Raw genomic sequence first — 22,568 nt, 5'->3', positions numbered from 1 at the left:
ATGCGCTCAGCCGAGGGGCTTCAGCTCGAGCTCCGCGCGCGTCTGACCCGCGCGCACGGCGGCGAACGCGGTGTACCCGTCGGATTCTGCGCGAGCGAGCAGGTTCTTGAGGTTGTTGGTGCGCTGCTCGAGCCGAACGCGTGTGCCTTCGGCGATGAGCGCCGCCTTCAGCGACACCAGCTCGACGACCGGAACGTCCTTGTCGTGCACCAGCACCACTGCCTCGGCAGACTCCGCCTCGGTCAGCTCGACGAGGTCGACGATGCGCTCGAACCCGATCGAGAAGCCCACGGCCGGTACGTCCTGCCCGAGGAAGCGGCCGATCATGCCGTCATAGCGGCCGCCGCCGCCCAATGCATACCCGACGCTCGAGTGCGCGACCTCGAAGATCGTGCCGGTGTAGTACCCCATCCCCCGCACGAGGAACGGGTCGAACTCGAGGCTCGCCGACGCGCCGACGGCGTCACCGATGCCGACCAGGTGGGCGACGACCTCATCCGGAACACCTGTGGGCAGAGCGGCGCGGATCTGAGCCTCGCCGAAGCGCGACTGCTCCGACGGCTCGCGGCCGAGGAACGACTCGAATGCGTCGACCGCGTCTGCCGTCGCGCCGCGCTCGCGCAGCTCCGCCGCAACGCCGGTCGGTCCGATCTTGTCGAGCTTGTCGATCGTGATGAGAACGCCGGGCCGCTCGTCGACCGGGAAGCCGAACACGTCGAGCATCGCATCGAGCGCACGACGATCGTTGATCCGGATGACCACGTCGTTCAGCCCCAGCGCATCGAAGGTGTCGAGCGACGCGGCCAGCAGTTCGACCTCGGCGCGCGAGGAGGCGTCGCCGATGATGTCGATGTCGCACTGCACGAACTGGCGGTAGCGCCCCTTCTGCGGTCGCTCCGCGCGCCACACCGGCGCGATCTGCACCGAGCGGAAGACGCCGGGCAGGTCGGCACGGTTGGACGCGTAGAAACGCGACAGCGGCACGGTCAGGTCGTAGCGCAGCCCGAGGTCGGTGAGCGCGGACTGGTCGTCGGCGGCCGCGGTGATCTTCTCCGGTGTGAGTCCCCGGCGCAGCACGTTGAAGGCGAGCTTCTCGTTGTCGCCGCCGATGCCCGCGTGCAGGCGCGCATGCTCCTCCATCACGGGCGTCTCGATCTCGTCGAAGCCGTGCGCGCGATAGCGCTCGCGGATCACGGCGAGCACGCGCTCGCGACGATTCTTGTCGGCGGGGAGGAAGTCGCGCATTCCGCGCGGAGCGTTTACGGCAGCCATAGCGTCCCCATTCTTCCAGACCCGCCCTGCGGGCTCCGCCCCGTGCCTGCCCGCTTCGCCCCTATTCGGCCCGCACTCCGTCGCTCAGGTGCGCCGAACTGCCGCCGAGACCGTGCCGCAGCGGCGTTCTCCGCAGCAAAGCGCGGCGCACGGGCGACAACGGCGGGGCTATGCTTCCGCGTCGCGGATATCCGTCTCGAATGCGCGCACGCGGCCGCGCAGTGCGCGTTCGGCGTCCCAGCCGCGGGCACGAGCGAGGGCGACCAGGACGAGGACGGTGTCGCCCAGCTCCTCCTCGCTGGCGGGCAGCAGCGGCTCCTCCGCATCGGCCTCGAGCGCCTCGTACGCCGCCGTCGCCTCGACCAGCTCGAGCCCGACGCCGACCTGCTCGCCTTTGCCGAGCACCTTCTGCGCCAGTGCGAGCGCGGGCATCGCGTGCGAAACCCCGTCGAGCACCGACGTGCGGTCGCGCTTCTCAGTGGCCTTCGCCGCGTTCCACAGCTCCAGCACCCGCTCCGGCGTCTCCGCGGTCTCATCCGCGAACACGTGCGGATGACGACGGACCATCTTGTCGACCAGGTCGCCTGCGACGTCGTCGAGCGTAAAGTCGGGGGCGACGGCCGAGTGGAACAGCACCTGCCAGAGCACGTCTCCCAGCTCTTCGCGCAGGCCCGCACGGTCGCCGGTCTCGATCGCGTCGATCAGCTCCGCCGACTCCTCCTGCAGGTACGGCGCGAGCTCCTCATGCGTCATGGCCTTCGACCACACGCACTCCGAGTGCACCTCTTCCATCACATCTGCCGCACGCCGCAGCGCATCGCCCTGTTCGTTCACGCGCCCATTGTGTCACCCGGAGACGTCGTCCGGTCTCCCCGCATCGCTGCGGCGATCGCCAGCTCCGCCGGCTGCGACGGACTCGCGCACATTCCGAGGAAGCGCGCGCTCGGGTCCGCAGGCGTCGGCGCGCGAGCGAGCGCGGCTCCTCACCACCTCAGAGGTGCCGCACAAGGCTCGGCAGCAGCACCTTCGCCGACACCATGTGGTCCTGGCCCCTCAGCACTTCGTGCGTTGCGGCGGGGATCGCTTCGGCGAGCGCATCGGCGACCCGATGCAGCGACGCAGGGCTGCGCTCCCCCGCCATCACGTGCACCGGCACGGTGATCTGAGCTGCCGCATCGAGCGGCGGCGGCGAGGCGGTCAGCGCCATGTCGTAGCGCAGCGTCGGAGCGAGCGCCACAAGCCGACGCCAACCCGGCATCACCGGCAGCAGCCGCGCGAACGCCTTCGGCATGCCGACGCCGATCAGGAACCGCTTGATCGCAACCGCGCCGCGGCCGCCGTCGAGGAGCCCCTCGACTTCTGCGCGCAGCTGCGCGTACGTCGCCGCCTCCTCGTGGTCGGCCACCCAGGACGCGTCGTAGAGCAGGGCGCGCTCGACCTTGCCAGGAAGACGACGGGCCGCATGCATCGCGAGCACCGCGCCAGAGGAGTGCCCGTACAGCAGAGCACGGCCCCCGACGGCGTCGATGACAGCTTCGAGATCCTCGATCTCCTTCTCCAACGACCACGCGTCGGTGTCGCCGGAGTCTCCCCGTCCACGGCGGTCGTAGGTCGTCACGCGAAACCGCTCCGCGAACGCCTTCACGTCCTGCCGGATCGGCGCGAATCGTCGATGGCACACGGCCCCGGTCACGAAGACGAGCACCGGCCCACTGCCCGTGCGTTCGTATGCGATCTGTGTTCCGTCACGGGAGGTGGCGGTCTCGAAATGCGGCATGATCGACTCCTTCTTCGGCTGATCGGTGCGAAAGCCCCGGCGACGGGGCGATGTTCGTCGGCGACGATGCCGCCCGCACGTCGATGCACGAAGCGGAATCGTCTACGCGGCGGTCGCGTTCGTCGCGGCCTGCGACACGGGGTCGCTGAACCCGTCGGTCAGGTGCACAGTCCGTCGAGCGCGGAAACCAGATACGCGTCCTCGGCCTCGTTGCCGGGCAGCTCCAGTGCACGGCGGTATGCCTCGGCAGCGGCGGCATGCTCATCCAGTTCCTCGAGCGTCACGGCTCTGGCAGTGTGGAACGGGCGGAATCGAGCAAGGACCGGATCCGAGGCGAGCGCATCGAGCCTGCGCAGACCTTCGCGCGGCCCCTGTGCCCTCCCCTGCGCGACAGCCTCCCCCAGTCGAACGACCGGCCCATCATCGTGCGCGGCCAGCAGCCGATACAGCACCGCGATCTGCGCCCAATCGGTTGCGTCGAAGCTCGGTGCCTCCGAGTGCACCGCCGCGATCGCCGACTGAATCGCAAAGGGGCCGGCACCGGGGCTGCCCGCGGCACGGGCGGCGAGCGTGAGCCCCTCTCGGATCAGGTCTCGGCTCCAGCGCGAACGGTCCTGGTCGGCGAGCGCGACCGGATGCCCATGAGCGTCGGCGCGCGCCGGCCGACGTGCGTGCGTGAGCAGCAGCAGCGCGAGCAGCCCCGTGCTCTCGGCAGAACCCGGAGTCAACTGGTGCAGAATCCGTGCGAGCCGGATCGCCTCCTCGGCGAGGTCGTCCCGCGTGTGCGTACTGCCGGTGGAGGCGGCGAATCCCTCGGCGAAGATCAGGTAGACCACCTGTCGCACCACAGGCAGCCGGTCGCGTGCCCGCCCGACGGCGGGCGGAATGAACCGGATGCCCATGGTCCGGATGCGCCGCTTCGCTCTGGTGATGCGCTGCTGCATGGTCGGCACCGGCACGAGCAGTGCGTGGGCGACCTCGCTGGTCGACAGCCCACCGACGAAACGGAGCGTGAGCGCGAGACGGTCCTCCGGAGCCAGCGCGGGGTGTGCGCAGGCGAAGAACAGCCCGAGCCTGTCGTCCGGCAACTGGTTCTCTTCCGGCGCCGCGTCCGCGGGGTCGCGGAACGCCGCGGAGACGGGCTCCATCTCTCGCTCAGCCGAAATGCGCGGGAGTCGGCGCGCCTGCATGTCGTCGTGACGCACGATGTCGATTGCACGTCTCGTCGCCGCGGTCGTCAGCCACGCGGCCGGCGAGTCCGGTACACCGGAGCGCGGCCAGCCCTCCAGCGCCCGCACGACGGCTTCGTGCAGCATGTCCTCGGCGAGGTCGAGGTCGCCGAACCGCCGGGCGAGGGCGGCGATGATCCGCGACTGCGCGTCGCGATCCACGCCAGCGATCGCGTTTCGCGCCGCCTCCTCGCCCGGTGCGTCAGCGCTCATGGCTCAATAGGGGGCGACGGGACGCAGCTCGACGTGACCGCCTGGAGCGGATCCCGGGCTCTTCTTGGCCCATTCGATCGCCTCGTCGATTCCGTCGACGTCGATGATGTACACGCCCCCGACGAACTCCTGCACCTCGGCGAACGGGCCGGTCGACGTGATCCGGCCGCCGTCCTCGCTGCTCGCCACCTTCACGGCGACGTCCTGATCCTCCAGCGCGAACGACGTGACGACGACACCGGCCTCGGTGATCTCCTTGTCGAAGGCGAAGAATTCCTCGGGGTCGGCTCCCCCGTCGTCACCGCAATCAGGATCGTTGTGATATCCCATCAGCAGCATGGCGTACTTCATGGTGTCTCCTCCGCTCGGTCGGCCGCGACTGTGCGGCCCCCTCATCTGCGCCGAGCCGATCGGCCCGACACCATGTTGACGGATGAGGGTGCCGCACATCGACAACTTCGGAGAAGAAAGTTCCGGCTACGCCTTCTCGTCCTCTGAGGGCCCGGCGCCCTGCGCCGCGAGACGGCGGTAGTGGCGCGCCCTTCCCGAAACCAGGAACGCCGCGATGATGAGCGAGATGAACGATCCGATGAGCACGCCGAGGACCGCTTCGTCGGCGACCAGCGGGTGCTCGGCGAAAGCGAGGCGCGACAGCAGCAGCGACACCGTGAAGCCGATGCCGCCGAGCGCGGCCGCCGGCAGCATGTCGGGGATGCTGAGCCCCGGATCGCCGTTCTTGCGCCCGATGAAGTTCGACAGCCAGCCGAACAGCGTGATGCCGACGATCTTTCCCACCGGCAGCGCGACGATGATCGCGAACATCGCGGGAGAGAGCTCGCTGACCGGCACCGCCGGAATGGCCACCAACGCGGAGAAGAACGCGAAGATCGGCAGCACGATGCCGTTCACCCATGGCTCGAGTGCGTGGCTGGCGCGCAGGCCCTCGTCCTGTCGGATGACCAGACCGAGCATCACGCCCGCGATCGTGGCATGCACGCCGGAGAGGTAGATGAACGCCCATGCGGCCAGCGCCACGATGATCATCAGCGCGACGATGACGCGGGTGTTCGTCTCGCTGCGCATGCGACTCAGGATCGCGAAGACGACGATGAGCGCGACGCCGATCACGAGGTTGAGCAGGTTGATGTCTGTGGTGAACAGGAACGCGATGAACAAGATGCCGACGATATCGTCGATGATCGCGAGCGCGAGCAGGAACACGCGCACCTGCTTGGGCAGCCCCTTGCCGAACATCGCCAGCACGCCGAGGGCGAATGCGATGTCCGTGGCGGTCGGGATCGGCCAGCCGTTGATCGTGTCGTGATCGTTGGCGATCATCAGATAGGCGAGGATCGGCATGAGCACGCCGCCGAGCGCCGCGACCGCCGGCCTGAGCGCCTTCTGCACGCTGTTGAGCTGCCCCTTGGTGAGCTCGAACTGCAGTTCCATCGCCGCGGTGAAGAAGAAGATCGCCAGCAGCAGGTCGGCGACCCAGTGCGACAGCGACAGGTTCAGGCCGATCGCGGCGGGCCCGATCTCGGTGTGGCTCCAGTCGATGAGCGCTTCGCCGAACGGCATGTTCGCAAGAAGGAGCCCCAGCGCCGCGGCGCCGAGAAGGAGGAAGGCGGGAAACCGCTCTGAACGGAGCAACTTCATGGGGTCCTTTCGGTCAACGACTGCCCGCGGGCCGTCGGGCCCGCGACGCCGACCAGACTTCCCGGCACACCGACCTCGATTCTACGCGGGCCGCGCACTGACGCTTGCATCCGGAGTGTCTTCCTTCCTGGGGAGCGGGAACAGGGCATCGAGCAGCTGCTCCACCCATGCCAACAGCAGTTCGTCCTGGCCCGGCTCGATCTTCGTCGGCAGCGGCACCACCATCGCCTCTCCGCCCGCCAGCAGTTTGGCGCTGGGGTACAGGCGCTTGAGACGCACCTGCATGGAGTCCGGCAGATCCGCCGGTGCGATGCGGAGGTTCTTGCCCATCGCCACGACGTCGCTGAGCCCGGAGCGGCTGGCGCGACGACGCAACCTCGCGACGCGCACAAGTCCGATGACCTCCGCGGGCGGTTCGCCGTATCGGTCGGCGAGCTCCTCGACGACGAGGTCGATGGAGTCCTCCTCCGCCGACACAGCGGCCGCGGCGGAGAGCTTCTGGTATGCCTCGAGGCGCAGCCGCTCGCTGTCGATGTAGTGCTCAGGCACGCGGGCATCGACCGGCAGTTCGAGTCGCAGCTCGGTCGGCCCCTCGGTCTCGTCACCGCGGAACGCCGACACGGCCTCTCCGATCATCCGGAGGTACAGGTCGAAGCCCACGCCGGCGATGTGCCCGGCCTGATCGGCGCCCAACAGGTTCCCGGCGCCGCGCAGCTCCAGATCCTTCATGGCGACCTGTGTGCCGCTGCCGAGGTCGTTGTGCACCGCGATCGTCTCGAGCCTATCGGCGGCCGTCTCGCTGAGCGGCTTCATCTCGTCGTACACGAAGTAGGCGTACGCGCGCTCCCGACCGCGCCCGACGCGCCCGCGCAGCTGGTGCAGCTGTGCGAGGCCGTACCTGTCGGCGCGGTCGATGATGATGGTGTTCGCGTTGGTGATGTCCATCCCGGTCTCGATGATCGTGGTGCACACGAGCACGTCGAACTTGCGCTCCCAGAAGTCGTCGACGACCTGTTCGAGCTGCTGCTCGCCCATTCGTCCGTGCGCCACCGCGATCCGGGCCTCAGGCACCAGCTCGGCGATATGACTGGCGATCTGCTGGATCGACTGCACGCGGTTGTGCACGTAGAACACCTGTCCCTCACGCAGCAGTTCGCGGCGGATCGCGGCAGTGAGCTGTTTGTCGTTGCGCGGGCCGACGTACGACAGGATCGGGTGGCGATCCTCCGGCGGCGTCTGCAGAGTCGACATCTCCCGGATGCCTGTGACGGCCATCTCCAGCGTGCGCGGGATGGGAGTGGCGCTCATCGCGAGGATGTCGACGTTGGTCTTGAGCTTCTTCAGCGCGTCCTTGTGCTCGACGCCGAAGCGCTGCTCCTCGTCGACGATCATCAGGCCGAGATCTTTGAACTTCACGCGCTCGGTGAGGATCCGATGCGTGCCGATCACCATGTCGACGGTGCCGTCGGCCAGCCCCTGCACGACCTCACGTGCCTGTTTGTCGCTCTGGAAGCGGCTCAGCGAGCGGACCTTCACGGGGAACCCGGCGAAGCGCTCGGCGAAGGTCTCGAAGTGCTGCTTGACCAGCAGGGTCGTCGGCACCAGCATCGCGACCTGCTTGCCGTCCTGGATCGCCTTGAATGCTGCCCGCACGGCGACCTCGGTCTTGCCGAAGCCGACGTCGCCGGAGAGCAGCCTGTCCATCGGCTGCGGGCTCTCCATGTCGCGCTTGATCTCGTCGATCGTCTGCAGCTGGTCGGGGGTCTCTGCGAACGGGAACGCCTCCTCCAGCTCGCGCTGCCACGGGGTGTCCGGACCGAATGCGTGACCCTTGGCCGCCATTCGGGCCGAATACAGCTTGACGAGCTCGACGGCGATGTCGCGGACGGCCCTGCGCGCCTTGCTCTTGGCCTGCGCCCAGTCGCTGCCGCCCATCTTCGACAGCTGCGGGTCCTCACCTCCGACGTACTTCGAGAGCTGATCGAGCTGATCGGTGGGAACGTGCAGCTTGTCGCCGGGGCGGCCTCGCTTGCTGGGCGCGTATTCGAGAACAAGGTACTCGCGCTCGCTCTTGACCGCGTTCCTCCCGCCGGTCGAGACCTCTCGCTTGACCATCTCGACGAAGCGGCCGATTCCGTGCGTGGCGTGCACGACGTAGTCGCCCTTCTTCAGCTGCAGCGGGTCGACGACGTTGCGCCGGCGCGAGGCGAGCTTCTTGGCGCCGAGGTTCGTGCCGCCGATTGCCCTGCCGTAGAACTCGTTCTCGGTGAGCACGGAGAGGCGCGCCTCGGCGAACTCGAAGCCGCGCTCGAGTGAGGCGCGCACGAGCGTGGCGACCCCGGGTTCCGGCGCGTCCGTCAGTTCGTCCACGATGCGCGCCGCCTGGCCGCGCTCGCTGAGCACGTCCCTGGCTCGTTCGACGAGGCCCGCGCCCTCGGCGGCGACGACGACGGCCCAGCCGTCACGCAGCCTGCCCGCGATGTGCTCGGTCGCGCCTTCGACGTTCCCCTGGAAGGACGGAACGGCATCGGCTCGCACCCTTGTCGCTCCGCCGTCCGGAACGACGTCCTCCCCCGCCTCAGCGAGCTCCGCACTGATCTCGGCGATTCCGGCGTCGAACGGGCTGAGAGACCACCACACACCACCGGCGGATCGCACATCGTCGCGCAGTCGAGAGATCGGCAGGAAGTCGCCTGCGTCGAGGTCGACCGGCGCGTCTCCTCCCCCGGTTGCGACGGCCCATGCCGCCTCCAGGAACTCACGGTTGGTCTCGCCGAGCGTGAGGGCGCGAGTGATCGCGCGTTCCGGATCGACCAGAGCGACCGACGCAGCAGGCGGAAGGTATGCCGGCAGCGATACGAGCGGACCGGCGACCACGGGGCTGAGCGATTCCATGCCCTCGACCGGGATGCCGTTCGCCATCTTCTCAAGCATCTGCGCGATGCCCGGCATGGAGTCCTGCAGCTCGAGTGCGCGTTCGCGCACGTCGTCGGTCAGCAGCAGCTCCCGGCTCGGCACCAGTTCGACGCCGCCGATGTCGCCGGGGAGCGATCTCTGGTCGGCCACGGAGAACGCCCGGATCTGGTCGACCTCGTCGCCGAACAGCTCGATGCGGTACGGATGATCGGCGACGGGCGGGAAGACGTCGACGATGCCGCCGCGCACAGCGAACTCACCGCGGCGCGAGACCATGTCGACACGGGAATACGCGCGCTCCACCAACCCGCCGACGAGTTCGTCGAGATCGCATGCGCGCTCACCGACGCGCAGGTCGATCGACGAGATGTCGGCCAGGCCCGGCGCGATCGGCTGCACAGCGGCGCGCACGGACGCGGTGACGACGATCGGGTGATCGCCGTTCCACGCGGCCAGCGCGCGGAGGGTCGTCAGCCGACGCCCGACGGTCTCCGGGCTGGGGCTGAGCCGCTCGTGCGGGAGCGTCTCCCACGCCGGGAAGCTCAGTACGGTCGCACCGGGAACGAGGGATTCGATGGCGGCGCCGAGCGCATCAGCCCTGCGGCCTGTGGGGGCGATCGCCAGCAGAGCGGGAGGATGGCCGGCGGCCGCGCGTCGCGCCAGCATGGCGGCCAGCAGCGGCGCGTCCAGCCCCGATGCGCACGACAGCTCCGCGTCGACGGCCGCCTCGGCGAGCGCATCACGATAGCTTTCAGAACGTTCGAGGGCGCGCTCGATGCCGTGAACTGTCACTGCTCGAGTCTACGCTCGCGAGATGCGTACTTCTTCGACATCCCAGCGTCCGAACCGGCGCATCTCGACGAGAAGTGCGCATCTCGGCAGCGTGGACGCAGGTGGGAATGCCCTACTGCGCACGGGCCGGGCGCCCCGTAGCATGGAGGCATGACGTATCAGGGTGGGTATGCGGCTCCGTATCAGCCGCCCGTCGACTCTCGATACGCGCCCGTCGTCGCTCCGCGACCCAAACGCACGACTCCCCGCCTCGGACGAGTCGCTCTCGTGCTCGCGATCGGGGCGTTCGTGCTCGCGGCCGTCCCGCTCTGGTTCGCCGGCCATAGTGCCGGCAGGCGATCGGCGTGAGCGCATTCTTGGATTCCGGAGTCTGGACCTGGGCCGTCCTCGCTCCTGCGCGACCGCTGATCATCATCGGCGAAATCGGGTTCTGGCTCGGCAGCGCGCTCGGCGTCTGGGCGCTGATCCAGGGCATCGTCGCACTGCGCACGCAGCGCGGGCGCGCCCCGGCGGTGTGGGCGATCGTCGTCGCCGCCGCTTCCCCCATCCTGCTCGCCGCGCTCACGAGCGCTGCCCTCGCCGTCGGCGTCGCCGCCGCATAGAAGAAAGGGACGACTCATGTCGACACCATCGGTTCCTCCGCAGCCGAACAACCAGCCGGGTCACCCCGGCCAGCCGCCGCAGGGTCAGCCGGGCCAGGGCTACCCGCCGCAGGGTCAGCCAGGACAGGCCTATCCGCAGCACCCGGGGCAGGGATACCCGCAGCAGCAGCCGGGGTACTACCCGGCGCCGCCGCAGCCGCGACCCGCCCGGCCGAAGGGTTCGCCGACGCTCGGCATCATCGCCGCCGTCGCCTCCGTGATCGCCGTCATCGCGGGGAGCGTGATCGTCGGCGTCGCCTCCACAGCGCTCGCTGGATCCATCGCCGATGCGGCGAGCTCCGAGTACACCCCCTCCGACCTCGAGAACGCGGAGTTCCTGCCCTACCTGTTCGGTGTCTTCGCCGGATTCGGCGTATACGGTCTCTTCGGCATGTGGGGCCTGGTCCAGGGAATCGTCGCAACCGTGCTCAACCGCGGCCGCGGCTGGGGCATCGCCGCGATCGTGATCTCGGTCGTCGGAATCGTGCCGGTGATGATCACCTACATCGCCACCTTCGTGTCGTCCATCCCGTTCGACACCATGTGACGCTCAACCGGCTGTCACGAGAGGCCCGTCGCCTTCCCGAGGCGACGGGCCTCTCGTATGCTTCTGCGCCCGCTACGCTCTCGGCGCATGTGCCCGCTGCTGGGCGGCGGTCAGACCGTCCTCCACGATGCGCTCCACCGCGTCCGCCGCGTCGACGAGCAGGTTCCCGAGGTCCTGCCTCTCACCGGCGGAGAACGGCGAGAGCACCCAGTCGGCGGGGTCCTGGCGCCCAGGCGGGCGACCGATGCCCACGCGCACCCGAACGAATTCGCCGCTGCCGAGGGCCTTCGCCACATCGCGCACGCCGTTGTGCCCGCCGTGGCCGCCGCCGAGCTTGAGCTTGAGGGAGTCGAATGGGATGTCGAGCTCATCGTGCACGACGATCACCCGGCTGGGATCGATCGAGAAGAACTTCGCCAGCGACGACACGGGGCCGCCCGAGACGTTCATGAACGAGTTCGGCTTCGCCAGCACGAGCTTCGCCGCGCCGGGTCGCACCCAGGTCTCGGCGACGCGTGCGTTCGCCTTGTGCTGCCCGAATGACTCCGCCCGGCGGGCGGCCAGTTCATCGACGACCATCTGGCCGACGTTGTGCCTGGTCAGCTCGTAGCGGGGGCCGGGATTTCCGAGCCCCGCGATCAGCCATGTGTCGACCACGGCTCTCCTTTCACGAAAAAGCGAGGGGGTGCGATCATCATCGCACCCCCTCGCAGAGACGTCGTGGCGCTACTCTGCGGACTCCTCCGACGCAGCCTCGCTCTCAGCTGCGGACTCGTCCTCCTCCAGCTCGTCCTCCTCGCCGCGCGGCGTCGAGATCGACACCAGCAGCAGCTCGGGGTCGTCGGCGAGCGTGACGCCCTCCGGCATCTCGACGTCCTTGGCGTAGACGTACGCGCCTTCTTCGAGGCCATCGATCGAGACCGTCAGGGTCTCGGGGATGTGGAAGGCCTCGGCCTCGACCGTGATGGCCGATGCCGACTGCGTGTGGATCGTGCCGGCGAAGCTCTCGCCCTCGATCACGAACGGCACGTCGACCTGCATCTTCTCGCCGCGCTTGATCGAGATCAGGTCGATGTGCTCGATGATCGAGCGCACCGGGTCGCGCTGCACATCCTTGACGAGCACGAGCTCGCTCTTGCCCTCGATGTCGAGGTCGATGACGGCGTTCGCGTGGCGAACGATCAGGCCGGTCTCGTGGCCGGGCAGCGCGACGTGGGTCGGATCGTTGCCGTGACCGTAGATGACTGCGGGGATCTTGCCTGCCGCGCGCAGACGGCGCGCGTAGCCCTTGCCGAACTCGGTGCGGACGGATACCGCAAGAGTGTTTCTGTCGCTCATGATTCTCCTCGTACTCGCGGCATGTGGCTGCCACGGTGGTTAAGCTTCTCGACTCGAACGCGACGCGTGAGGAGAGCATTGTGGCCCGCACACCCGCGTCGATAACGGATGCCATGCATGGCTATCCCTCGCCGAGGTCGCTCCTATCCTACCCGACGAATCATCCGGACGAGGAACGCTGTGCGACTCCGTACTGCGCTGCCGAACCGCCCGCGTCTCACGGACGCTCTCAGGGGCGATAACCTTGTACGCATGAGTGCGAATATCGGAGTCGTCGGACTTGCCGTGATGGGGTCGAACCTGGCCCGCAACCTTGCCAGCCGCGAAGGGAACACCGTCGCGGTGTACAACCGCAGTCGTGAGAAGACCGACACGCTGGTGACCGAGCACCCCGAGGCCGGGTTCATCCCCGCGTTCTCGTACGAGGAGTTCGCCGCATCGCTGTCGAAGCCCCGCACGGCGATCATCATGGTCAAGGCCGGCCGCGGCACGGATGCGGTCATCGACGAGCTCGTCAGGGTCTTCGAACCGGGCGACATCATCGTCGACGGCGGCAACGCCTACTTCCCCGACACCATCCGCCGCGAGAAGGCGGTCCGCGAGACGGGCATCAACTTCGTCGGTGCAGGCATCTCCGGCGGCGAAGAGGGTGCGCTCAACGGCCCATCGATCATGCCGGGCGGCTCCGACGAGTCGTGGGTGACTCTCGGGCCGATCCTCGAGTCGATCGCCGCGGTCGCAGAGGGCGAGCCGTGCGTGACCCACGTCGGCCACGACGGCGCAGGCCACTTCGTGAAGATGGTGCACAACGGCATCGAGTACGCCGACATGCAGCTGATCGCTGAAGCCTATGACCTGATCCGCCGCGGCACCGGCAAGACCCCCGCAGAGATCGCCGATGTGTTCGCCGAGTGGAACACCGGTGAGCTCGAGTCGTATCTCATCGAGATCACCGCCGAGGTGCTGCGCCAGAACGACGCGTCGACGGGCAAGCCCCTCGTCGACGTCATCCTCGACCAGGCCGGCGCCAAGGGCACGGGAGCCTGGACGGTGCAGACCGCGCTCTCGCTGGGCGTTCCGGTCTCCGGCATCGCCGAGGCGACGTTCGCCCGTTCGCTGTCGTCGCACCCCGAGCAGCGCGCCGTGGCGGCAGCGCTCCCCGGCCCCGACGAGGAGTTCCACGTCGAGGACACCGACGCGTTCATCGAGGATGTCGCCCAGGCACTGTTCGCCTCGAAGATCATCGCGTACTCGCAGGGTTTCGACGAGATCCGCGCGGGTGCCGAAGAGTACGGCTGGACGATCGACCTCGGCGCCGTCTCGAAGATCTGGCGCGAGGGCTGCATCATCCGGGCCCAGTTCCTGAACCGCATCGCCGACGCCTACGCCGAGCAGCCCGAACTTCCCGTGCTCGCCACGGCGCCGTATTTCGCTGATGCGCTCACCCGCGGCCAGGCCGCATGGCGCCGCGTCGTCATCGCCGCGACACAGGCGGGGATCCCCTCGCCGGCGTTCAGCTCGTCGCTGGCGTACTACGACGGCATCCGTGCGGAGCGTCTGCCCGCCGCGCTGGTGCAGGGGCAGCGCGACTTCTTCGGTGCGCACACCTACAAGCGCGTCGACAAGGAGGGCACCTTCCACACGCTGTGGTCAGGTGACCGCTCCGAGATCGAGGCCGAAGACACGCACTGATCTCAGCGCTCTCGGTGGGCCGGTCCGGATGATCCGGGTCGGCCCACTGCTGTTCCCGGATGACGTCCGAAGCGTCCACATCTCGCCTGCGCGTGCGACCGTGTCACGTGTACAGCAGATCCGGCGCGACGATGTCTGCCCACTCCGGAACGGCGAGGCGAGCAGGATCGTCCCACGCGCCGAGGCGGATCTCTTCGAAGGCACCACGCACGCCGAACAGTCGCTCCAGCGGCGAAGCATCGGATTCACCCGGCATCGGAACGCCAGGTCGCTCTTCGAGACAACCGGGGTGGAGCTCCTCGATCAGGGAGAGAAGCCGAACCCCGGTGCGGACAGGGCGGAAGGCATCCGCGTCGGTGATGTGCAGGATGATGCCCTCGCAGGGCTCCTCAGCGTGGTCGCGGACCAACGGGGTGAAGCCATACGGCACGGCTCTGACGCCGGGCAGCGCTTCCGCGTCGATTCGCGCCGCGTAGCGCTCACCGTCGATATACGGCGCCGCGATCACACGGAAGGGGACGGCCGTGCTGCGCCCCTCCGACACGTTCACGCCCTCCGCCAAGCACGTGCCGGGATAGAGCATGGCCGTGGCTGCACTCGGCAAGTTGGGCGAGGGCGGCATCCAGGTGAGCTCGCGACGGCCGAGGGCGGTCTCATCGCGCTTCCAGCCGGTGACTTCGATGACGTCGAGCTCGACGTCGATGCGCCGTGTGCGCACCCAGTGTCGCGCGAGCTCGCCGATCGTGAGGCCATGACGGATCGGCATCGGCCACCGCCCGACGAGCGATTGCACCGAGGGGTCGAGCATCGGCCCTTCGGCACGTGCGAGGTCTCCGCCAAGCGGATTCGGACGATCGAGCACGACGACTGCGACCCCCGCATCGGCGCACGCCTCGAGCATGTGGCTCATCGTCCAGGCATAGGTGTAGAAGCGACTCCCGACGTCGGGCAGGTCGACGAGCACGGCGTCGATGCCGGAGAGGTCACGGGGACTCGGGCGCGAACTCTCGCCGTAGAGGCTGCGGACAGCGACACCGGTGACGGGATCTGGCATGTCCGCGATGTGCGCTCCCTCGCGGGCACGTCCGCTCATCCCATGCTCAGGGCCGAACAGGAGCGCGAGCTCCCATCCGGCCGACGCGAGCGCGGCCCGTCCTCTTGTGAGATCGGATGTGAGCGCGAGGTCGTTCGTGAGCAGACCGAGTCGGCGCCCCCGCCAGCGTCCCCCGACCGCGTCGTCTCCGAGAAGTCTGTCGATTCCGGTCTGCATCCGTTCCTCACTCGATCCGGTGCGACGTGACGGCGTCGTACGTCAGCCGCAGATTGTTCGAGATAGTGTCGTAGTCGTCCTGGGCGATGCGCACGAAGAGGAAGTCGAGCACGGCGAGCTGCGCGATCCGACTCGCCATAGCACCCGACCGGAACGTCGACTCCGCGACGGCCGTGACGAGTGTGCGTGAGCAGGCCCGTGCGAGCGGGGAGTCAGGATTGTTCGTGATCGCAATCGTGATCGCGCCCGTATCAGCGGCGACGCGCGCGGCCTGGACGATCTCCAACGTCCGCCCCGAGTGCGAGATCGCAATGGCGACGTCGCGTTCGTCCAGCAGCGCGGCGCCGGTGAGGGCGAGGTGCAGATCGGTGTGCGCCTGCGCGACGATCCCGGCACGATGCAGCTTCTGCTCGAGGTCGAGCGCCGCGAGCCCGCTCGAGGCCGCACCGTAGATGTTGATCCTTCTGGCTGCGCGCATAGCGGCGACGCACTGCTCCAACTCGTCGATGTCGATCTGACGAGCGGTGCGCTCGATGGCTGATGCCTCGGCGAACGCGATCTTTCGGATGGTCGTGCGAGCGTCATCCCCCCGGTCGACGTCGCCCTCGGCCACTTGGAAGCGTTCGCGCTCCGTCTCGCTGCGCTCGAGATCGGTCGCGAGGGCGAGCCGAAACTCGGGGTAGCCGGAGAAGCCGAGGTTCTGCGAAAGGCGGGCGACACTGGCGACCGAGGATCGCGAAGCCGCAGCCAGGTGCGTGATCGAAGCGTCGACCACCCGGCGAGGGTCGTCGAGGACGTAGCGCGCGATTCGCTGCTCGGTCGGGGTCAGTCCGGACAAACGCTGGTGGATCGCCGTCATGGCACTGGTGGACACAAGACCATCGTGACAGAAAATTCCCCATCAGCAAGCAACGATTTTCCGAAAAGTCTTGCCAACTTGGAAAATCTTCTCCAAAGTGGGATCACCGACCTTGGAGAAGCAGATGACCTCACCCCGACCAGCCGTGGACCTTCCTTCCACGGAGCGACGCCGCCCGGCCACCGGGCATCTCGACGAGCTCAGCACCCTCGAGCTGCTTCATGTGTTCAACGACGCCGATGCTGAGGTGACCTCGGCCGTGCGCGCGGCGCTGCCGAGCCTGTCGATCCTGGTCGAACAGACCGTCGCAGCCCTCGACGCCGGAGGAAGCGTGCACTACTTCGGTGCGGGCACTTCCGGGCGCCTCGCCGTTCTCGACGCCGCAGAGCTGCTCCCCACCTTCAACCTCGACCCCGGCGTGTTCGTCGCCCACCTCGCCGGTGGGGACGAGGCCATGCGTCGCGCGATCGAAGGCAGCGAGGACAGTGAAGCGGCGGGTGCCGCTGAGGCGCATCAGCTCGACCAAGGCGACGTGGCCATCGGGATCGCCGCTTCTGGCACGACGCCCTACGTGCACGGCGCGCTCGAAGCGGCACGGGATCGCGGCGCGAGGACAGCGCTCATCACGAGCAATCCTGCCGTTCCAGCGGAATCGGCCGACATCATCGTCGTCGCGGACACCGGCGCGGAGGTGCTGACCGGATCGACCCGACTCAAAGCGGGAACGGCCACGAAGCTGCTGCTGAACAGCTTCTCGACCGCCGTGATGGTCCAGCGCGGCTACGTCTGGTCGAATCTGATGGTCTCGGTCGTCGCGACCAACCACAAGCTGCGCGAGCGCTCCGTGCGCATCCTCGCGGAGGCGACGGAAATCCCGCTCGAAACCGCGCGCGAACGGCTCATGGCCGCCGATGGAGACCTGAAGGCGGCGCTCGTGAGTGAGCTCGGCTCGGTCTCCCTCGAGAGGGCCCGCGGCGCGCTCCGCTCCGCATCCGGCGCCGTTCGGCGCGCGCTGGCATCGCTTCCCCCGTCCGACACCGACTCTTCACATGACTGAGAGGAATCTCATGCATCACCGCATCACTCGTCTTGCGATCCCCACAGGGCTCCTCGTCACCGGCGCAATCGTGGTGGGATGCGCCCCCGCTGCTTCCAGCGGAGACGACGTCACCCTCTCGGTCTGGTCCTGGCAGGCCTCTTCCGCGCCGAAGTGGGAGGCTGTCTTCGACGTCTACGAGGAATCCAACCCCGGCGTCACCATCGAGTTCGAGGGGTACCAGCCCACCGAGTACAACCAGATCCTCGCCACCGGGATGACGGGCAGCGACGGTCCAGACGTCGCGATGCTTCGTGCCTACGGTGGTGTGCAGCCGGCCATTCAGGCCGATCAGCTGGTGCCGATCGACGACGTCGTGGACGGCCTCGACCAGTTCGAACCGAGCGTGCTGCGGGCGGCACAGGGGGTCGACGACGGTGCGACCTACGGCGTGCCTTTTGCTTACCAGACGATGCACATGTTCTACAACAAGACGATCTTCGACGAGCAGGGTCTCGAAGAGCCGACGACATGGGACGAGTTCATCGCGTTGCAGGAAGACCTTCTCGACGCCGACATCACACCGATGGCGCTCGGTGCCCGCGACGCCTGGGTGCTCCCGATGTTCGCCGACATCGTCGGTTCCGCCCGCTACGGCGGAACCCAGTTCGAGGAGAAGGTGCTCAGCGGGGAGACCGACTTCACGGATGACGACTACGTGGCGTCACTCGAGATCGTCGAGGACATGCAGGAGTACCTCGACAAGGACGTGAACGCCATCGCCGTCGCCGATGCGACGCTCCAGTTCGCCTCGGGGCAAGCTGCGCAGTGGCCTGGAGGATCCTTCGATCTGCCCACCTTCCAGGAGTCGGCGCCCGACACCGAATGGGGCGTGTACGACGTTCCGCCGCCTCCGGGAGCGGTGCTCGACGAAGCCGTCACCCCCGGGTATGCCGACGGAAGCTTCGGGATCAATGCCTCGAGCGACCAGCAGGACGCCGCCGCGGACCTGCTGCGCTGGATGACGACGACGGAGTTCGGACAGCTCGTCGCCGACGAGGTCGACCAGTTCTCCCCGGTGCCCGGCGTTTCGTACAGCGACCCGCTCATGCAGGAGATGAACGAGCTGTACGAGGCGAACCCCGCTCCGTACCTGCTGCTGGTCGACTTCCGCTACGGCGACCCCACCGGAACCGACGTCCTCGGTCCGGACATCCAGGCGCTGTTCCTCGGAGAGAAGACTCCCGAGAACCTCGCGGAAGACCTGCAGGCCGGCGTCTCTTCCTGGTTCACGCCGTCCCCCTGACCTGAGTGCCGCGGGGCGACGCCGAAGGCGCGTCCCGCGGCCTCTCTGAAAGAGGCCCCTCCATGGCATCACCCGTCGCTCTCGTCCGCCCCAAGGGCCGGGGGAACCGCACTGGAACCGCGCTGACGACCCCGACCGCGCTGCTGTTCGTGCTTCCCGCCCTCGTTCTGTTCGCCGTGCTCATCCTGTATCCGATGGTCACCGCGCTGAGCTATTCGTTCTTCGAATGGCAGGGAACCAGCCAAAGCGGGTTCGCGGGGTTCGCCAACTACGCCACTCTGCTCTTCCAGGAGCCGTACGCTTCGTCTCTGTGGAACGCGTTCGGGCACAACCTGCTGCTGTTCCTCGGCGCCATCGTCTTCCAGAACTCACTCGGGCTGGGAATCGCGACGCTGCTGCATCGACGGCGACGCACGAAACGACTGTTCCAGACCATCTTCGCCCTGCCCTATCTGGTGAGCCCGATGGTCATCGGCTATCTCTGGTCGCTCATGCTGTCGCCGCTGTTCGGCCCTGTGAACGCGATTCTGCGGGGCGTCGGGCTGGAGAGCATGGCATTGCCGTGGCTCGGTGACCCGAAGCTCGCGATCTGGGTGATCGTGTTCGTGAGCGCTTGGCAGTGGATCGGCTTCCCGATCCTGCTCTACGGGGCCGCGTTGGGCGGCATCCCCGAGGAGATCGAGGAGGCTGCCTCGCTCGACGGCGCGTCCGCGGGAAAGCGATTCCGGTTCATCACGATCCCGATGCTCGTCCCCACGATCGGGATCATCACGGTGCTGACGTTCATCGGCAGCATGGAGGCGATGCCGATCCCCTTCGCCCTGGCGGGATCCAATGGCGCCCCGGCCGGCTCGACCGACGTCATGATGCTGCTCTTCTACCGCACGGCGTTCGAATCAGGCAACGCCAACTCGATCGGCATCTCATCAGCGCTGGCAACGGTGCTGTTCCTCTTCATCCTCCTCATATCCGTCGTCATCACGTCGACGATGCGGCGAGCCGAACGGAAGCTCTTCTGATGGCCATCACGCAACTCGATGCCCCGGACGTCTCGACGCAAGCGCTCGTGACGAAAGCACCTCGACGGTCGCCTCGGCGGATGAAGTCGGAGACGTCACCGCTGGGACGGCTTCTTGCGAACGTGTTCTTGTGGGGGTATGCGGTCATCGCGATCGGACCGCTGCTGCTGATGGTCTCCAACTCACTGCGCACCCAGGCGCAGATCGCCGAGGACCCGCTCGGGCTGCCCCTGCAGCCCACGTTCAAGAGCTTCCAGAACGCCTGGCTCACCGCATCGTTCGACACCTACTTCATCAACTCGATCGTGGTGACCGTCGGCTCGGTCATCGTCACGACCGCAGTGTCAGTCCTCGCGGCGTACGCGTTCGCACGGGCGAAGGCGCGCTTCTTCCGCGGCATCGAGGCGCTGTTCCTCTCCGGCCTCATGCTGCCGGTTCATCTGGCCATCCTGCCGCTGTTCTACCTGCTCGATTCGCTGCGGATGACCAGCAACATCCTCAGTCTGATCCTCGTCTACGGTGCGCTCGGAATCCCCTTCACCACGTTCGTGCTCACGGTCTTCTTCCGACGTCTCCCCCTCGAGCTCGAGGAGGCCGCGCGGATCGACGGGGCAGGACCTCTGCGCACCTTCCTGCAGATCCTGCTCCCCCTCGTTCGGCCCGCACTCGCGACGGTGATCGTGTTCCGGTTCGTCCCGGTGTGGAACGACTTCTTCTATCCGTTGATCCTGCTGCGCGACCGGGAGTCCTATACGCTGCCCGTCGGCCTGACGCGCTTCTTCGGCGAGTATTCGACCGACTGGCCGCAGCTGTTCGCGGGCCTCACCATCGCGACCATCCCGCTGGTCGTCCTCTTCCTGGTGGCGACGAAGCAGATCATCAGCGGACTCACCTCGGGGATGAGCAAGTGACGCGGCGACCGATCCGATGGTGAACGGCGCACCCGGATCTGCCTGGGCGTCGGTCATCGGCGGAGACCGCGAGCAGGAACGGCAGCTTCTCGGGACACCAGCCGAACACGACGATTCGCCGCTCACAGAGGCTCATCTGTTCGATCTGGCCTCGTTGACGAAGCTCTTCACGGCTGTGAGTGCGCTCTCGCTCGTCGATGACGGCATCATCGATCTCGACGCCCCCGTGAGCGAGCATCTCGAGATCCGTTCGGGCTCCGGCGCAGGCGAGGCGACTCTCCGGCAGCTCCTCACTCACACCGCGGGCCTGCCGGCCGATCATCCTGGCTGGCGCACCGAACGGCGCGACGAAGCGCTGATGCGCGATGTGCTCGCCACCGAGCTCGTGGCACCGCCCGGACAGCGCCATCTCTATTCCGACGTCGGTTTCATCCTCGTCGGCCGGCTCATCGAGTGCGCAGCCGGCCGCAGCCTTGAGAATCTCATCGAAGAACGCGTATCCGGGCCCCTGGGTGCAGGGACGCTGACGTTCCGGCCGGATCCCCGCTCGGCGGTTGCCTCAGAGACGCAGCCGCATCGCGGACCGGTCAGGGGCGAGGTGCACGATGAACTGGCTCATGCGCTCGGAATGCCAGTGGGCCACGCTGGCCTGTTCGGCACTGTCGACGACGTGGCCGCATTCGCCACGATGATTCTGGACGAAGGTGCTGGCGCACTCGGGAAGGTGCTCTCCCAGCGCAGCGCGCGCCTCATGACCGAAGCATCGGTCCTCGCGGAGGGCTACGTCCAGGCCGCCGGGCTGCGCGCAAGGGAGCACAGCTGGATGGGACGGGCCGATGCGCTGGGGCACACGGGATTCACCGGAACATGCGTCGCGCTCTCGCCAGCAGCACGACGCTTCGGCGTCCTGCTCACCAACCGCGTCCATCCGAGCCGCGATGACGCGGACATCGCAGGCATCCGCCGGGCGTTCGTCGGCCGAATCTGCGCGGTCTGACGTCGCCGCCCGCGCACCCACGCCGACAGCAACAGCAACCACACCGCCTGACCATTCACGAGAGGACACCGGATGAGCGAACGGAGAGGATGCATCGCCGTCGACCTCGGCAAGACCACGATTCGACTGCGCGGCTACGGCACCGCGCGCTCGCTCGATGCGACGGGCAGCGGCGCCCCCGGATTGGCGGACGAAGGCGGAGTCGCGGCAGCCGCGCACAGCATCACCGCGGCCATCACGACCTGGCCCGCGGAGACGGTCGCGGGCATCGCCAGCTGGTCGATCGGCGCCGCGGGCGCAGGCTCCGCGCCATCGGCATCGCTGGCTCTCGCCCGACAGCTGCGCGAGAGGCTCGATGCGCCGATCACACTCACATCCGACATGGTCACCGCCCACGCAGGCGCCATGCAGGGACGGCCCGGCACCCTTCTGATCGCCGGCACGGGTGCGGTTGCTCTGCGCATCTCCGACGTCGGAGCGGTCGACCGCTCCGACGGCTGGGGCCCCTGGCTCGGCGACGAGGGAAGCGGACGCTGGATAGGTCAGTGCGGACTGAGCGCGGCACTGCGCGCCATCGACGGACGCGGTCCGCACACCGCCCTCGAATCAGACGCACTCACCCTCTGCGACGGCGTCCCCACCGCGTTGCCGCAGCTGATGACCGGTGCGAGCGCGGCGGCCCGTCTCGGCGCCTTCGCTCCCTCCGTGCTCGCGCGCGCAGATGAGGAGGACCCCGTGGCGAGTGCCATCGTGCTCGACGCCGCGCGTGCACTCGCTGACACCGCGGCGTCGGTCGCTCCGTCAGATCGGGAAGTCGTCCTCGTCGGCGGGCTCGGCGAACACGACGGTCTGCGCCTCGCTCTCGACACCGCTCTGGTGGAACGGGGCCTCCTGCTCCGCAGCCCGCGAGGCGACGCATTGGACGGTGCTGCGCTGTTGGCCGAGCCTGCTGGCCTCCCGCACGAGCGACTCGTCATCCGCGCGTGACGTGCGGGCAAGACACCGCGCGCACCGCCCGCATACGACCCGATGCCGAGTTCACAGGCGACGCATAGCAGGCACCATAGCGGACGCATAGGTTTGTGCGCACAATGGAT

Annotated in this window: 21 protein-coding genes; 10 read left to right on the top strand and 11 right to left on the bottom strand. The window is 67.9% G+C overall.

Going from position 1 to position 22,568, the window contains the following annotated elements; translation table 11 throughout:
* Positions 1 to 6 precede the first annotated feature (6 nt).
* The 7 genes from hisS to mfd form a co-directional block, all read right to left on the bottom strand.
* Positions 7 to 1,272 (bottom strand): histidine--tRNA ligase, encoded by a 1,266-nt coding sequence (gene hisS, locus CIK77_RS03830; protein WP_087056145.1) that lies wholly within the window; start codon positions 1,270 to 1,272, stop codon positions 7 to 9.
* Between the two features lie 168 nt (positions 1,273 to 1,440).
* A complete protein-coding gene (locus CIK77_RS03825; RefSeq protein WP_087056336.1) occupies positions 1,441 to 2,064 on the bottom strand; it encodes a MazG family protein in 624 nt (207 codons plus the stop codon).
* A 199-nt stretch (positions 2,065 to 2,263) separates the two neighbouring features.
* Complete coding sequence (locus CIK77_RS03820) at positions 2,264 to 3,049, bottom strand: alpha/beta fold hydrolase (RefSeq protein WP_087056144.1); 786 nt, start codon at positions 3,047 to 3,049, stop codon at positions 2,264 to 2,266.
* 158 nt (positions 3,050 to 3,207) lie between these two features.
* Complete coding sequence (locus tag CIK77_RS03815) at positions 3,208 to 4,491, bottom strand: RNA polymerase sigma factor (RefSeq protein ID WP_087056143.1); 1,284 nt, start codon at positions 4,489 to 4,491, stop codon at positions 3,208 to 3,210.
* 3 nt (positions 4,492 to 4,494) lie between these two features.
* Positions 4,495 to 4,842, bottom strand: a complete 348-nt coding sequence (locus CIK77_RS03810) for a YciI family protein (RefSeq protein WP_087056142.1) — start codon at positions 4,840 to 4,842, stop codon at positions 4,495 to 4,497.
* A gap of 126 nt (positions 4,843 to 4,968) precedes the next feature.
* Positions 4,969 to 6,147: a Na+/H+ antiporter NhaA gene (locus CIK77_RS03805; RefSeq protein ID WP_087056141.1), complete on the bottom strand. Its 1,179-nt coding sequence runs from the start codon at positions 6,145 to 6,147 to the stop codon at positions 4,969 to 4,971.
* A gap of 81 nt (positions 6,148 to 6,228) precedes the next feature.
* Positions 6,229 to 9,855: a transcription-repair coupling factor gene (gene mfd, locus CIK77_RS03800; protein WP_087056140.1), complete on the bottom strand. Its 3,627-nt coding sequence runs from the start codon at positions 9,853 to 9,855 to the stop codon at positions 6,229 to 6,231.
* 150 nt (positions 9,856 to 10,005) lie between these two features.
* On the opposite strand from mfd, the gene CIK77_RS03795 reads away from it, so the two are divergent.
* The 3 genes from CIK77_RS03795 to CIK77_RS03785 are packed head-to-tail and all read left to right on the top strand — an operon-like array spanning position 10,006 to position 11,043.
* Positions 10,006 to 10,203, top strand: coding sequence for a hypothetical protein (locus CIK77_RS03795; RefSeq protein ID WP_087056139.1), 198 nt, complete (start codon positions 10,006 to 10,008; stop codon positions 10,201 to 10,203).
* A complete protein-coding gene (locus tag CIK77_RS03790; RefSeq protein ID WP_087056138.1) occupies positions 10,200 to 10,457 on the top strand; it encodes a hypothetical protein in 258 nt (85 codons plus the stop codon). Before CIK77_RS03795 ends, CIK77_RS03790 begins: the two co-directional genes overlap by 4 nt.
* A gap of 16 nt (positions 10,458 to 10,473) precedes the next feature.
* Positions 10,474 to 11,043, top strand: coding sequence for a hypothetical protein (locus CIK77_RS03785; protein WP_087056137.1), 570 nt, complete (start codon positions 10,474 to 10,476; stop codon positions 11,041 to 11,043).
* Positions 11,044 to 11,115: 72 nt separating this feature from the next.
* Here CIK77_RS03785 and pth read toward each other — a convergent pair whose 3' ends face one another.
* Positions 11,116 to 11,700: an aminoacyl-tRNA hydrolase gene (gene pth / locus CIK77_RS03780; RefSeq protein WP_087056136.1), complete on the bottom strand. Its 585-nt coding sequence runs from the start codon at positions 11,698 to 11,700 to the stop codon at positions 11,116 to 11,118.
* Positions 11,701 to 11,769: 69 nt separating this feature from the next.
* Entirely contained in the window at positions 11,770 to 12,381 is a 612-nt protein-coding gene (locus CIK77_RS03775) for a 50S ribosomal protein L25/general stress protein Ctc (protein ID WP_170934226.1), read from the bottom strand.
* Between the two features lie 252 nt (positions 12,382 to 12,633).
* On the opposite strand from CIK77_RS03775, the gene gndA reads away from it, so the two are divergent.
* Positions 12,634 to 14,073: an NADP-dependent phosphogluconate dehydrogenase gene (gndA, locus tag CIK77_RS03770; protein WP_170934225.1), complete on the top strand. Its 1,440-nt coding sequence runs from the start codon at positions 12,634 to 12,636 to the stop codon at positions 14,071 to 14,073.
* Between the two features lie 103 nt (positions 14,074 to 14,176).
* Here the strand turns inward: gndA and CIK77_RS03765 are convergent, their stop codons facing one another.
* Both CIK77_RS03765 and CIK77_RS03760 read right to left on the bottom strand, forming a co-directional pair.
* Complete coding sequence (locus CIK77_RS03765) at positions 14,177 to 15,343, bottom strand: exo-beta-N-acetylmuramidase NamZ family protein (protein WP_087056133.1); 1,167 nt, start codon at positions 15,341 to 15,343, stop codon at positions 14,177 to 14,179.
* Positions 15,344 to 15,350: 7 nt separating this feature from the next.
* Positions 15,351 to 16,217 carry a MurR/RpiR family transcriptional regulator gene (locus CIK77_RS03760; protein ID WP_249268699.1) on the bottom strand — a complete coding sequence of 289 codons (867 nt, stop codon included), beginning with the start codon at positions 16,215 to 16,217 and terminating at the stop codon, positions 15,351 to 15,353.
* A gap of 109 nt (positions 16,218 to 16,326) precedes the next feature.
* Between CIK77_RS03760 and CIK77_RS03755 the strand changes: the two genes are divergently transcribed.
* From CIK77_RS03755 to CIK77_RS03730, 6 genes are all read left to right on the top strand, one after another.
* On the top strand, positions 16,327 to 17,259 hold the full coding sequence (locus CIK77_RS03755; protein WP_087056131.1) for an N-acetylmuramic acid 6-phosphate etherase: 933 nt from the start codon (positions 16,327 to 16,329) through the stop codon (positions 17,257 to 17,259).
* Positions 17,252 to 18,544, top strand: coding sequence for an ABC transporter substrate-binding protein (locus CIK77_RS03750; protein WP_249268698.1), 1,293 nt, complete (start codon positions 17,252 to 17,254; stop codon positions 18,542 to 18,544). The genes CIK77_RS03755 and CIK77_RS03750 overlap by 8 nt, the downstream gene beginning before the upstream one ends.
* A gap of 62 nt (positions 18,545 to 18,606) precedes the next feature.
* A complete protein-coding gene (locus CIK77_RS03745) occupies positions 18,607 to 19,563 on the top strand; it encodes a carbohydrate ABC transporter permease (RefSeq protein WP_087056129.1) in 957 nt (318 codons plus the stop codon).
* A complete protein-coding gene (locus CIK77_RS03740) occupies positions 19,563 to 20,474 on the top strand; it encodes a carbohydrate ABC transporter permease (protein WP_087056128.1) in 912 nt (303 codons plus the stop codon). The genes CIK77_RS03745 and CIK77_RS03740 overlap by 1 nt, the downstream gene beginning before the upstream one ends.
* Before the next feature lie 16 nt (positions 20,475 to 20,490).
* Positions 20,491 to 21,471, top strand: coding sequence for a serine hydrolase domain-containing protein (locus tag CIK77_RS03735; protein WP_087056127.1), 981 nt, complete (start codon positions 20,491 to 20,493; stop codon positions 21,469 to 21,471).
* 72 nt (positions 21,472 to 21,543) lie between these two features.
* On the top strand, positions 21,544 to 22,458 hold the full coding sequence (locus CIK77_RS03730) for an N-acetylglucosamine kinase (RefSeq protein WP_087056126.1): 915 nt from the start codon (positions 21,544 to 21,546) through the stop codon (positions 22,456 to 22,458).
* Positions 22,459 to 22,568 lie beyond the last annotated feature (110 nt).

Source organism: Microbacterium sp. JB110 (genome assembly GCF_003335195.1).
GTDB lineage: Bacteria > Actinomycetota > Actinomycetes > Actinomycetales > Microbacteriaceae > Microbacterium.
The sequence above is the reverse complement of the archived record's forward strand: the minus strand, read 5'-3'. Positions and strand labels throughout refer to the sequence as shown.